The organism is Yinghuangia sp. ASG 101, assembly GCF_021165735.1.
Taxonomy (GTDB): Bacteria; Actinomycetota; Actinomycetes; order Streptomycetales; family Streptomycetaceae; genus Yinghuangia.
This window is the reverse complement of the sequence record NZ_CP088911.1, coordinates 7,698,290-7,711,027: the sequence shown is the minus strand read 5'-3', so window position 1 is coordinate 7,711,027 and position 12,738 is coordinate 7,698,290. Positions and strand designations below refer to the sequence as shown.

11 protein-coding genes are annotated in these 12,738 nt (G+C 71.5%); 4 read left to right on the top strand and 7 right to left on the bottom strand.

Translation table 11 applies throughout. The features are described 5' to 3' along the window. The first annotated feature begins 64 nt into the window (after window positions 1–64). Window positions 65–1,066 (top strand): LacI family DNA-binding transcriptional regulator, encoded by a 1,002-nt coding sequence (locus tag LO772_RS33060; RefSeq protein ID WP_231775709.1) that lies wholly within the window; start codon window positions 65–67, stop codon window positions 1,064–1,066. An 81-nt stretch (window positions 1,067–1,147) separates the two neighbouring features. On the opposite strand, the gene LO772_RS33055 is transcribed toward LO772_RS33060, so the two are convergent. Next, entirely contained in the window at window positions 1,148–3,613 is a 2,466-nt protein-coding gene (locus LO772_RS33055; protein WP_231775708.1) for a family 78 glycoside hydrolase catalytic domain, read from the bottom strand. Window positions 3,614–4,126: 513 nt separating this feature from the next. Continuing rightward, complete coding sequence (locus LO772_RS33050; protein WP_231775707.1) at window positions 4,127–4,543, bottom strand: VOC family protein; 417 nt, start codon at window positions 4,541–4,543, stop codon at window positions 4,127–4,129. A 79-nt stretch (window positions 4,544–4,622) separates the two neighbouring features. Here LO772_RS33050 and LO772_RS33045 point away from each other — a divergent pair, with 79 nt between their 5' ends. Further along, window positions 4,623–5,219, top strand: coding sequence for a TetR/AcrR family transcriptional regulator (locus tag LO772_RS33045; RefSeq protein WP_231775706.1), 597 nt, complete (start codon window positions 4,623–4,625; stop codon window positions 5,217–5,219). 71 nt (window positions 5,220–5,290) lie between these two features. Here the strand turns inward: LO772_RS33045 and LO772_RS33040 are convergent, their stop codons facing one another. Further along, window positions 5,291–6,097 (bottom strand): enoyl-CoA hydratase, encoded by an 807-nt coding sequence (locus tag LO772_RS33040; RefSeq protein ID WP_231775705.1) that lies wholly within the window; start codon window positions 6,095–6,097, stop codon window positions 5,291–5,293. A gap of 233 nt (window positions 6,098–6,330) precedes the next feature. Here LO772_RS33040 and LO772_RS33035 point away from each other — a divergent pair, with 233 nt between their 5' ends. Together LO772_RS33035 and LO772_RS33030 are read left to right on the top strand one after the other, a co-directional pair. Beyond that, window positions 6,331–6,843, top strand: coding sequence for a DUF3995 domain-containing protein (locus LO772_RS33035; RefSeq protein ID WP_231775704.1), 513 nt, complete (start codon window positions 6,331–6,333; stop codon window positions 6,841–6,843). A gap of 386 nt (window positions 6,844–7,229) precedes the next feature. Then, complete coding sequence (locus tag LO772_RS33030) at window positions 7,230–7,760, top strand: hypothetical protein (RefSeq protein ID WP_231775703.1); 531 nt, start codon at window positions 7,230–7,232, stop codon at window positions 7,758–7,760. Between the two features lie 72 nt (window positions 7,761–7,832). On the opposite strand, the gene LO772_RS33025 is transcribed toward LO772_RS33030, so the two are convergent. The 4 genes from LO772_RS33025 to LO772_RS33010 all read right to left on the bottom strand — a co-directional run bounded on the left by LO772_RS33025 (window position 7,833) and on the right by LO772_RS33010 (window position 12,736). Continuing rightward, on the bottom strand, window positions 7,833–8,636 hold the full coding sequence (locus tag LO772_RS33025) for an aminoglycoside 3'-phosphotransferase (protein ID WP_231775702.1): 804 nt from the start codon (window positions 8,634–8,636) through the stop codon (window positions 7,833–7,835). Window positions 8,637–8,730: 94 nt separating this feature from the next. Beyond that, window positions 8,731–9,717, bottom strand: a complete 987-nt coding sequence (locus tag LO772_RS33020) for an outer membrane protein assembly factor BamB family protein (protein ID WP_231775701.1) — start codon at window positions 9,715–9,717, stop codon at window positions 8,731–8,733. A gap of 309 nt (window positions 9,718–10,026) precedes the next feature. After that, window positions 10,027–11,277 (bottom strand): homoserine O-acetyltransferase MetX, encoded by a 1,251-nt coding sequence (gene metX / locus LO772_RS33015; RefSeq protein WP_443089342.1) that lies wholly within the window; start codon window positions 11,275–11,277, stop codon window positions 10,027–10,029. 85 nt (window positions 11,278–11,362) lie between these two features. Further along, entirely contained in the window at window positions 11,363–12,736 is a 1,374-nt protein-coding gene (locus LO772_RS33010) for a bifunctional o-acetylhomoserine/o-acetylserine sulfhydrylase (RefSeq protein WP_443089341.1), read from the bottom strand. Window positions 12,737–12,738: the final 2 nt, after the last annotated feature.

The following is a 12,738-nucleotide window of genomic DNA, read 5'->3' as shown; positions in this document are numbered from 1 at the left end:
GGTTCCGCGTCGGCCGCGCTGTGGTTTGCTTGGCGCGACCGGGCCGGGCGAGGGCGGAGGGGCATTGGACGCGGCGAAACGCCGTCCGACCATCAAGGACGTCGCACGGCACAGCGGGGTCTCCGTGGCCACCGTCAGCTACGTGCTCAACGGCAAGGAGTCCGCGGGCGTCACCGAGGAGACGAAGCGGCGGGTGCGTGCCGCGGTGACGGAGCTGGGGTACGTGCCGAACGCCGCCGGGACGGCGCTGCGCCGCGGCCATTCGGAGATCGTGCTGCTCATCCTCGATCCGACGTTCGTCGGGGAGGCGAGCGAACGTACGGTCGAGAACACCGTCGGTGCCCTGTCGGAGCTGGGCCACACGGTGGTGATCCACACACTGGTCAGTGAGGCGGACGCGGTCAAGGTCGCGCGGTCGCTCCAGCCGCGCGGGGTGGTGCTGTTCGCGTTCGTCACCCGGGAGACCCACGCCGCACTCGGGGCCTTCGGTGCCGGGCGGGTGTTCGGGCTCCCGGCCGCCGAGGGTGATCCGGCCGCGGCGGATCGTCCGTGGGAGCGCGTGATCGGGAAGACCCAGGTGCGCTACTTGGCACGCCGGGGCCACGAGCGGATCTGGTACGCGTTCCCGGAGGCCTCGGCACGGTCGGTGGTGGCGGAGCACCGCCTGCGCGGCGCCCGCGAGGAGTGCCGGGAGCAGGGGTGGCCGGATCCCCGCGTCCTCACCCTGCCCCTCGACCGGGAACGGGCGGTGGCGACCCTGTCGGCGGCGGCCGACGTACGGGGCGGGGCGGTGTGCGCGGCGGACGACCGCCACGCGCTGGCGATCCTGGCGGCGGCGGCGGACCTCGGCTGGGCGGTTCCCTCGGATGTGGCGGTGATCGGGGCCGAGGACACCGTCGAAGGCCGGTTGTCGGTGCCCGCGCTCACCTCGGTGCGGTTGGCCGCGTCGGACGACACCGCAGGCTTCCGCGCCTGGCTGGAGGCCGCGTTGGAGGGTCGGGTGACCACGCTGATGCCCGGCGAGACCGACACCTTGCCGGAGGTCGCGGTCCGCGGGTCCGCCTGAACTCCCCCTGGGCCACCGGCCGTTCGCGAACCCGCGGCGCTGCCGCGCGGGTTCGCGGACGGCACGGCCCCCGACCCCGTGTCAGGAGACCCGGAAGCGGTGGGTGCCCGAGGTGACGCGGTAGACGGCGCAACCGTCTTCGTACCGGACCGGTGTCGCGCCCCGGTCCGCGGTGACGGTGTCGGAGGCGTTCGGGAGCGGCACCCGGATCTCGGTCGGGGTCCCGTCGGGCACCCGCACGGTGAGCGTCAACTTTCCGTTCTGGTGGCGCCAACTCGAACTCACCGTGCCCCGCGGCGTCTTCACACTCGCCGAGGCGAAGCGCAGGTCCTTCGGGACGACGGGTGCGACCAGGACCTCGCGGTAGCCGGGGGCGGCCGGCCGGATGCCGGCGAGGTACTGGTGGAACCAGTCGTCCACGGTGCCGAGGAAGGCGTGGTTGAGCGACTGGTCCAGCCCGGCGTTCGACCAGGTCTCCCAGGACGTCGTCGCGCCACTGCGCACCCAGTGGCCCCAACTGGGGTAGTCGGTCTGCGTGGCCAGTTCGTACGCGAGGTCGCCGCGCCCGTGCTCGGTCAGCACGGGAAGCAGGAGTTTGGTGCCGATGGCTCCGGTGTCGAGGTGGGTGCCGCGGTCGACGATGTCCTTCACCAGGTTGGCGAACACGGCGTCCGTCCGGTCCGCGGGGACCAGGCCGTAGGCCAAGGCCACCACGTTGGACGTCTGGCGGTAGCCGGCCTCCACTTCGGTTCGGTACACGTTGTGCGCGGCGTCGAGGAAGGCCGCGTTGAAGGCCGGGGCGAGGTTGTCGGCCATGGCGTCGAATCCGGCGGCGTCGTCGGTGCGGCCGAGTTCGTCGGCGATCCGGGCGAGGACGCGGGCCTCGTGGTACAGGTCCGCGTTCGCGGTCAGTGCGGAGCCCTCCGGCGGGGCGAGGTTGACGCTGTTGTCCGCCTCGCTGCCGGGGGAGGCCCAGTCACCGAACGAGAAACCGCGGTACAGGCCCCCGGTGCCGGCGATGCTCGTACGCATCAGGTTCATCCAGCGCGCCATCGCGTCGTAGTTGTCGCGCAGCACGTCGGGGTTGCCGTAGTGCCGGTAGACCGTCCAGGCGGTCGGGATCAGCGTCCCACCCCAGGAGGGGTCGTTGTACAGGGGCAGGCCGCCGGGGTCGGGGGCGATCACCGGCAGGCTGCCGTCGGGCGTCTGGGACTCGCGCCACGTGCGCAGCCACTGGCCGTAGAAGCTCTCGACGTCGAAGTTCAGCGCCGCGGAGTCCAAGTACAGGTACGCGTCGGCCGTCCAGCCCTGACGATCGCGCCACGGGGTGTCCGTCGGCAGGCCCCACATGTTGTCCTGAAGCGAGGCCCGCTGGTTGGCGTGGATCGTGTTGAGCAGCGGATTGGCACTCGTGAACCGACCGGTCGAGGCCAGCGCGGTGTGGGCGACCCGGCCTTGGATCCGGAACGAGGTCAGCGGGGCCGTCGAGGAGACCTCGATGTAGCGGAAGCCGTGGCGGGTGAAACCCGGCTCCCAGGTCTGGGACTTCCCGCCGTCCAGGGTGTACGAGTCCACGTGGGTGAGGGCGGCGGGGCTGAGGAGCCCCGGCTGATACACCGTGCCGTCGTCCTCCAACTGCTCCCCGTACGTGAGCGTGACCTTCGTGCCCGGGGCGGCGTTCACCGTGATGCGCGCCCAACCCGCCGTGACGCGGCCGAAATCGTAGACCTTGGTGCCGGCGGCCGAGGTGGTGACCTTCACCGGATCCAGGGTGTCGGTGACCTTCACCGGCGGCATGGCGGCGGGCACGACCTTCCGCGTGGGCGACGGCTGTTCCCGTGCGAACTCCCAGGCGGCGTCGTCGTAGGAGACATCGGTCCAGCCGGGTTTCGCCTGCCGCGCGTCGTAGTGCTCCCCCAGGTAGAGCGCGTCGCGGGTGGGGCCGTCGGCGATCCTCCAGCTTCCGTCGCTGACCACGCGCCGCGTGGTGCCGTCGGTGAAGGTGACGTCCAACTGCGCGAGCAGTCGCGGCTCGGCGCGCCAGGGTGCGGTGGACTGCCCGAACAGGTCCGGTGACATGCCCGGCGCCGCGAAGTTCCCGCGCCCGAGGGTCACTCCGATGGCGTTGTCGCCCTTGCGCAGCATCGTGGTGACGTCGAAGGTACGCGAGTACGCCGTGCGGTCGTAGGCCGACGGCGGCGGGTCCAGGACCTGGTCACCCACCCTGCGGCCGTCGATCCACGCCTCGTAGTAGCCGAGTCCGACGATGGACAGCCGCGCGTTGGCGATGCGCTTGTCGAGCCGGAACTCCCGTCGCAGCAGCGGCGCGGGGTTCTGCTGACCGGCCTCGGGCCACACCTCCGGCGTATCGCGCCCGATCCACTTCGCCGTCCAATCGGTGTCCGAGGCGGCGGTCACCTCGAAACCGGCCGACGGGACGGAGGGGGCGGCGCCGTTCGCGGGGGTGAGCAGGCCGAAGGCGACCACGACGGCGGTGGCGGCCGACACCGCCGCGATCCGGCGGGCGACTGATGGTCTGGAGGGCATGCGGCTTCTCCTCGGGGACATTCCGTGCGATACGGGCACAACGAGGGCACCGCGCACCTGACGAGAAGGCGCCCTCAACCGGACGACAGGACGATCCCGCCCCCCGACTTTGAACGTTTCAACCGCACGCTAAACGCACGCCGATCCCCCCGTCAATGGCTTACTTAAACGTTTCCACCTGCAACTACGCAGTCCACCACAACCGAACGCGACACGCTCAACACCGCACCGCGCGAGGCCGTCGAAGCCGGCGCCGCCGCGCTGCGACCGCGATGTCGAAACCGTCGCGCGCACGACAGGCCACCCCGGCCGCGTGATCGATCTCCAGCAGCCCAACCCCCACCGCACGACGCCGCATGCGCCGCACGGTTGGTGACACGAGGAGCACGCGCGCCCTCGCGCGGCTTCGCGGACTCCCGCACCCGGCACAGCGCGTGCCGCGCCCGCGGTCTTGGTCGGACGTCGGACGTCGGACGTCGGACGTCGGACGTCGGACGTCGGACGTCGGACGTTTCAGTCGGTTGCGTAGTGCTCCGCGAAGTCCGCCGTGGGGGGAATCGGTGTGATGACGTCGATGAGGACGCCGTTCGGGTCGGTGACGATGAAGTGTCGTTGTCCGAAGTCCTCGTCGCGCAACTCCAGGGCAGGGCGGAGACCTTCGCGAACCACGAGTCGGTCCCATTCCGCGTCGACGTCCTCGACCTCGACGTTGAGCAGGAGACCCTGGGCTCGTACGCGGTGGCCGGCCGGGATGGTGGCGTGCGTGTGGTCGACCAGGGCCAACTCGTAGGCGGGGTCGCCGGGACGGCGCAGGCTGACGTACCAGTCGGCGGCGAACGTCGTTTCGAAGCCAAGGAGCCGGGTGTAGAAGTCGTGCGACTCCCGGAGCTCGGCTGTGCAGATCACGGGATAGAAGCCGGTCAGCTTCATGGCACTTCCTTTCGCATACCATTGGTATGCGAAGCACGTTATTCGCGTACCTTCGGTATGTCAAAGATGGGGCAGTGGGATGCGGCACCAGGGTGTTCGAGCGCGACAGCACCAAGAGACCAGGCGGGCGCTGGTCCGGGAGGGCAGGCGCCTGTTCGCGGACCGCGGGTATGCCGCCGTCGGGCTGTCGGAGATCGTCGGGGCCGCCGGCGTGACCAAGGGCGCGCTCTACCACCATTTCGCGAACAAGGCCGAGTTGTTTCGCGCCGTCCTGCAGGGGGTCCAGGACGAGGTCGGCCGCCGCGTCGCCGCGGCCGCCGACGCCCATGATGATCCTTGGACCCAATTGACCGAGGGCTGCCGCGAGTTCCTCGCCGCGGCGACCGATCCTCAGGTGCAGCGGATCATGCTGCTCGACGGACCCGCGGTGCTGGGCTGGAGCGATTGGCGGGCCATGGACGAGGCCGCCTCGGCCCGCCACCTCGCGGACGCGCTCACCGCTCTCGTCGCGGCCGGAACCATCCCGGCGCAGCCGCCCGTGGCGCCCCTCGTGCATCTGCTGTCAGGGGCGATGAACGAGGCCGCGCTCTGGCTCGCGACCTCCCCGGGGCCCGATGCCCTGGCACAGACCCAGGCGGCGCTCGACCGACTCCTGCGAGCACTCCGGACCGCGTGAATCGGCGCACGCAACTCGATGTGCCGTACGACGTCGCCGGGTTCCGGAATCTCCTGGGCGCGTCGGTTCGTTCAACCGGACCGCTTGCCGTGCCGCTTCATCTCGGCGAGGCCCGCGAGCGACGGGTAGCCGTCGTTGCGGAGGGCGGCGCGGGTGTGGCCCAAGTGGTGCATGTCGAATACGGAGTCGACCGCGGTCGTGAAGCCCTGGACGTCGAGGGTGTGGTTGACTGCTCGCTTGGCCAGCCGCAGCGCGAAGCTGTCCTGACGGGCGATGCGGTGGGCCATCGCCATGGTCTCGGACACGAGGTTGTCCAGCGGGACGACTTCGTTGACCATGCCCAGCCGCCAGGCGTCCTGGGCGCTGACCGCGTCGCCGGTGAACAACAGCTGTTTGGCCTTGCGGGGGCCCAACTCCCACGTATGACCGTGGAATTCGACACCGGCGATACCCATCAGCAGGACGGGGTCGGAGAACTCCGCGTTGTCCGCCGCGATGATGATGTCGCACGGCCAGCACAGCATGAGGCCCGCCGCGATGCACTTGCCCTGGACGGCGACCAGCGACGGCTTGGGGATGTCGCGCCACGACTTCGCGTAGTGCATGTAGTGGCGGGTTTCCCAGTCGTAGCCGGATTCGGGCGTCCACGCCGCGTCCGTGCCGTCCTGGGTACCGGCCAGGTCGTGGCCCGCGGAGAAGTGCCGGCCGTCCGATTTGAGGACGACGACCTTGACCCGCGGATCCTCGTCGGCCGCCCGCCACGCCTCGTCCAGCTCGCGAAGCACCTTGGCGTTCTGCGCGTTGGCCGCTTCGGGCCGGGTCAGGGTGATGACGGCGACGTTGTCGTCGACCTCGTAGGTCACGTGATCGAAGTCCACAGGTCTCCTTCGCCACGGCCCGGACGACGGCGCGGACCACCACAGATGTCGACGTCATCGACATTAATGACGCGTCGATCAGCGGGTCAAGATGCGGCGGTACGCGCGATCGACCCGCCGGGGCCGGCCGACGTGTGTCCTTCCACCGACCGCGGAACCCCCACACCCGCCCGGCTTCCGCCGACGACCGAAGCCGTTTCCACCGGACCGGCGCGCAATGCAAGGATTGTCCCATGGCCGAGGGCACGCAGGGCAGCGCGTACATATGGTGTGGCCGTGCCGCCTTCCTGCTCGGGCTGCTCTACGCGCTGGTCTCGGCGTACTGGGGATCGGGAGGCACCGTCGGGCTCGACACCATCGGCGGCGACATCGAACGCCGGGCGCGCGAAGGCGACGCGCAGCTGTTCGCCATCGTGTGGATCACCGCCGTCGTCAAGCTGGCCGTCGCCGCACTCGGCCTCACCGTCGTCCGGCAGCGCCTCTCCCGACTACTCCCCCGTCGGCTCTCGTCGGCCCTCGTCCGGACCGCCGCGATCGGCCTGATCTTGTACGGCGGCGCCCTGACCCTCGTCGAAGTCCTGGTCAAAGCCGATCTCGTGAACACGACGGCCGATATCGACGCGAAAGCCTTCGACTGGCACCTCTACCTCTGGGACCCATGGTTCCTCCTCTGGGGCCTCCTCCTCGCCACCACCACCCACGGCCCCACCAAGCCCCTCACCCATCCCAAACCCACCCACAACTGACGCAACACCTCGGCTCCGACGCACAGGCCTTCGGGAATCGGCGGGCGTGTGTGCGTGGGCGAGCGATGCTCGGGGGAAGGGGTGGCATTGTATGGTGCGGTCCTCCTGGGTGTATCCCGCTTGTACATGGTTGGAGTTCATCGCTGATGCCGTCGATGCCACATCGTGCCTTGAGGGCGATTGCCGGGGCCGCGCTCGCGGCTGCTCTGGTGGTCGGATGCTCGGACGACGGGGGTGAGGGCGTAACGGGTTCGGGGGCTGGTGGGGCTGGGGCTACGGGCGCGGGGGTGGGGGTGGGGCAGTCTGGTCCGCAGACGTCGGCCGCCGCGGTCTCGCCGTCGGGTTCGGAATCCGGGGGTTCCGATGACGGTGCGCCCGCTGTGTCGGTGTCCGCGCTACGCGAAATGCTGCTCACGTCGCAGGAGTTGGGCAATCGCTTCGTCACCACGACGAGTTCGGAGGACGGCAGCGCCACCGCGGTCAAGGGCTGCCCGGCGCTGGACGCGCTCGTCGGTGGGGAAGCCACCGCGAAGGCCCTGAACTTCTCGTTGGCGCACGAGGCCGAGGCCACGTTCGAGTCGAGCTACAGCCCGGTCGAACTGGCCGAGCGCCTGGGCAGCGACACCCCGGCACGCCTGGACGCCGCCGCCGCGCCGATCGACGCGCTCGCGCAGTGCGGGAAGGCGACGTACGTCACGACACGGGGCGACATCCCGGTGACCGTGGCCAAGCACCCGGCGAACGTGGCGGGCGCCCAGGGCAGCAGCTACGCGATGACGGTCGCCGGGCAGGAGATTCAGCTCACTGTGCTGCGGGTCGGGGCAGTCCTGATGAGCTTGTCCGGAGACCCGACGCTGGTTGACGATCTGCTTCCGGCCGCTGTCGCGAAGGTGGCGAAGGTGGCACAGGGCGGCTGAGGTCGCCGCGGGCGTTTGCGTGTGTGCGCGGGGTGGCGCCGCTGGGGCTCCGGGGTCCGGGACGGGCGGTGGTCAGTCCGACAGGTCCCAGAGCAGACGGTAGTACATGATGCGGTCCCGGTCCGGCTCGACTCCGTAGGCGTCGAGCAGCGGCTCCTCCCATCCGGGGCCATAGTTCCACCGCGTACTCCACGTGGCGACGGCGAGGTCGGCCCAGCGGTCGGCGACGCCGAGGGTGCCGAGATCGACGTGTCCGGTCCACCGTCCGTCGCTGCCGACCAGGGTGTTGGGGGCGCAGGCGTCGCCGTGGCAGACGACGAGCCGGTCGACGGGAGGAATGTCGGCGAGCACATCGAGCGCGTGCTCGACCGTGCCGAAGTGCCGCAGGTCCTCGTGCCAGTCCGCCGGGCCGGTGTGCCCTGCCGCCGCACGTGACCGGGCGGCCTCCAGGCGCTTCCCGACGGACCAGTCGAACGGGCAGTCGGCGACGGGCAGCGCGTCATGGAACGCCCGCAGCCCCGCGCCGATCGCGCGGACCGCGGTGCCGGGGGCGCGCTTCCAGTGATCGTCCACCGCCATGCGTCCGGGCAGGCCGTGGGTGATCATCCACGACCCTGTCGCGTCGACGCCCTCGCCGAGCACCCGGGGCACCGCGGTGAACCCCACCGCCCACCGCAGGCGTTCCGTCTCGGCGCTCAGGTCGATGCCGCTTTCGGGCGGCGTCCACTTCACGAAATGCCGCGTGTCGCCTGAACCGACTTGGAAGGTCAGCCCGCCCAACTCGTTGCGCCACACGGCCCGTACGGGCCGTCCCGCCGCGAACTCGGTGACGACGCGCGGAGGCTCGACATGCCCTGCGGGTGGGGAGGCGATCATCCACTCATTCTGGACGAGGCGGTCGACACCGGGCCAAGCGTTTTCCGAGCATCGGTCCCGACAGGACGGCCCGCGGACGTGCGGATACGCGGCGTCAGAGGCCCAGCGTCGGCGGGGTGACCGCGTGCACGAGTCCGGCGTCGTCGCACAGCACGACCGCGTTGTCCAGAACCAGCGGCGCGCACAGGCCGAAGGCATCCGGGTGGGCCGACCACAGCGGTGTCCCGGACACGGCGTCCAGCACGGTCAGCGATCGGATGCCGCAGACGTACACCGCGTTGCCCGCGAGCGCGAGGCCGTGACCGGCGTCGTCGATCTCCGTGTGCCGGCGGGGTTCTCCGGTGGCGATGTCGAGAGCGAGCACGCCGCCGGATGCCTCCGTGGCGTACACCACGTCGCCGTCGAGTACCGGCGGACCGCCGACGAAGCCGGGAGTCGGCGCGTGCCAGACCGTACGACCGGTCGCGGCGTCGAGGCAGCGAACCCCGAGGCTCCCGCGCCCATCGGACATGCCGAGACCGATGAAAACGCGCCCGTCGGCGACGGCGGCGGCCGTGGTCAGACCACCGTCGGCGTCCGTCGACCAGCGCTGGGCTCCGGTGGCCGGGTCCAGGGCGTGGAGCCCCGTGACGCAGGCGACGTACAGCGTGCCCTCGGCCACGCGCGGCGGGGACAACACGTGCCCGCCGAGGGCGGCGTGCCACATGTCCCGGCCGGTCGCGGCATCGCACGCACGGAGCGTTTCGGCCCCCGCGCCCACGTAGATCGCCGCGTCCGCGACGTCCGCGTGGTGGAAACCGCCTTCCGGAGCACTCGGCCGTCGCCAGCGCGTCTCACCGGTCTCCGCGTCGAGCGCGCGGAGGTCACCCCCCGCCGCGTAGACGATTCCGTCGGCCACGACAGGGGTGCAGTCGGCGATGTCGTCGGTCGCCGATTCCCAGAGCGCGGCTCCGGTGGCGGGGTCGAGCGCGCACACGGACGCGCCGCCGACGAAGAGCCGGTTCCGGGCGAACGCGGGCGTGACCGCGTTGGTCCCGTAACTGTCGAACGTCCAGCGCACCGTGCCTTGGGGCAGGGACACGAGGCCTCCACGGGTCGTTGCCGCCGCGATTCCGGCGTGCGGCGTGGATTTTCGGCTCCCGAGCGGCCGTTCCGACGGGAAGAGCCCGCTGCCGGAGGCCTGTCGCCGCCGAGGACGCGGAGCACGCCGGCCGGTCAGCGCGTCGTGTAGTAGACGTAGCCGCCGAGGACGGCCAGGACCATGAGGCTGATCAGTTGCTGCCGGAGACGTCGGCCGCGGGTCATCGGGACGTGAGGCGCAATGTACACCGGACCCGCCGGGCCGGGGTCGTGGCCTCCCGTGCACCGCGAGTTCCGCGCGGACGCAGCGTCAGAAAGCCCCCCACGGGACGGTGGCGCGGCGGGGTGTTGCGGGGGTGGCCGGCTGTTGCCGGGTGCGCTTGCGGTCTCCGTCGCGGGCCTGCCCGGACGTGAGCAACCCGGTCACCAACCGCCCGACTTGATCGATCTCGATCAGGAATCCGTCGTGGCCGTACGGCGAATCGATCCACGCCAGACCGTCGGCCGTATCGATCGCCGCCGCCAAGGCGCGCTGCTGTGCGGGCGGGTAGAGGCGGTCGCTCCCGACGGCCGCGACGACCGTCGGAGCGGTCACCCGGGCCAGGGCCGCGGCCACGCTGCCTCGGTCCCGGCCGACATCGTGGCTGTTCATCGCCTCGGACAGGACCACGTAGCTGCCCGCGTCGAAGCGGTCGACCAGTTTGTCCGCGTGATGGTCGAGATACGACTCGACCGCGTACCGGCCGAACGGGCCCTCGCCGCGCTGCCGTTCCCCGCCGAAGCGGGCCTGCAGCTCGGCTTCGCTCCGGTACGTGACGTGCGCGATGCGCCGGGCGATTCCCAGCCCCCGCCACGGCCCCCGGGCGGGCGGCAGCCGGGGGTAGTCCCCGCCGTGCCATCCGGGATCGGCGCGGATCGCGTGTATCTGCGTGGTGCACCAGGCGATCTGCTCCGCGCTCGCCGCCGCACCGCACGCGACCACGAACAGCGCGCCCACCCGGGCGGGGTGGGTGACCGCCCATTCGAGAGCACGCATACCACCCATCGAACCGCCGAGAACGGCCGCCCACCGATCGATTCCGAGCACATCCGAAGCCGCCCGCTCGGCCGCCACCTGGTCGCGGACCGTGATCCGCGGGAACCTGCCGCCCCACGGGCGGCCGTCCGGCGCGGGCGACGCCGGGCCGGTCGTCCCCCGGCAGCCGCCGAGCACGTTGGGTACGACCACGAACCATTTGTCCGTATCGATGGGTTTCCCGGGACCGACCAGGCCGTCCCACCACCCGGGCGTCGGGAAGCCGGGCCCGGACGGCCCGGCGACATGGCTGTCGCCGGTGAGCGCGTGGAGGACGAGCACGGCGTTGGACCGGTCCGGCGCGAGACGGCCCCACGTCTCGTACGCGATCCGCACGCCGCGGAGGACCGCCCCGGATTCCAGCCGAAGCGGCTCTTCGAGCACGAGGGTGCGGATGCCGGAGCCCGTCGGGGGCGGTGCGTCCGTGCCCGCGGCCGTGCCGGCGACCGAGGGCCGCCCCGGCGTACCCGCGACGCCGGGAGGCACGGCCCGTCCCCCGGTGCCGTCGTCTCCGGGCCCGGCCCCCGAAGGCAGGGACCGTGCCGGACGCCTCGTCGGGGGCACCACTGGCTCAGCCGTTCGCGGGTGCGGACGCGGCGGCGCGGAAGCCGGCCTCAAGGTCCGCCGTGAGGTCCGCGAGGCCCTCGATCCCCACCGAGAGGCGGATCAGGCCGGGGGTCACGCCGGTCGCCACCTGCTCGTCCGGCGCGAGTTGCGCGTGCGTCGTGCTCGCCGGGTGGATGACGAGGCTGCGCACGTCCCCGATGTTGGCCAGGTGGCTGAACAGGGTGAGCGCGTCCACGAAACGGCGGCCGGCCTCCACGCCGCCGGCGAGTTCGAATCCGACGATCGCGCCCGCGCCGAGTGGCAGGTAGCGGCGCGACGCGTCGTACCAGGGGCTGTCCGGCAGGCCCGCGTAGTGCACCTGCTCGACCTCGGGGCGTCCGGACAGCCAGTCCGCGAGGGCGGCGGCGTTGGCCACGTGCCGTTCGAGGCGCAGCGACAGGGTCTCCAGCCCCTGGAGGATGAGGAAGCTGTTGAGCGGTGCGATCGACGCGCCCACGTCGCGCAGCAGTTGCACGCGCAGTTTGGCGGCGTACGCGCCGGGCCCGAGGTCGGGCCAGTAGCGGAGCCCGTTGTAGCTCGCGTCGGGCTCGCTGAAGCCAGGGAACCGGTCGGGATGGGCACCGAAGTCGAACGTCCCGGCGTCCACCACGACCCCGCCGATGGCCGTGCCGTGGCCGCCCAGGTACTTCGTGGCCGAGTGCACGACGACGTCGGCGCCGTACTCGATCGGGCGCAGCAGGTACGGGGTGGGGATCGTGTTGTCGACCACCAGCGGAACACCGGCGGTATGCGCGACCTCGGCGACGGCGGCGATGTCGAGGACGTTGCCGCGCGGGTTGCCCAGCGTCTCCGCGAACAGCAGCTTCGTCTCGGGGCGGATCGCGTCGCGCCACGCGGCCGGGTCGTCCGGGTCGTCGACGAACGAGACCTCGATGCCCAGTTTCGGCAGCGTCCAGTGGAAGAGGTTGTATGTCCCGCCGTAGAGCGCCGTGCTGGAGACGACGTGGTCGCCGGCCCCGGCGAGGTTGAGCAGCGCCAGTGTGGTGGCGGCCTGCCCCGACGCGGTGGCGACGGCGGCGACCCCGCCTTCGAGGGACGCGAGACGCTGTTCGAGCGCGTCCGTCGTCGGGTTGTGGATCCGCGTGTAGATGTGGCCTTCCTCGGACAGGTCGAACAGCCCCGCGGCGTGCGCGCTGTCGCGGAACACGAACGACGTCGTCTGGTAGATCGGGACGGCTCGGGCCCCGGTGGCCGGATCGGGGGCGGCGCCCGCGTGGACCTGGCGGGTCTCGAACGACCAGGCGGACGGGTCGACGGCCGGGCCGTCCGGGGTGTCTCCGCTGTCGACGGCGGCGTCGAGGGTGGCGTCGATGGTCATGC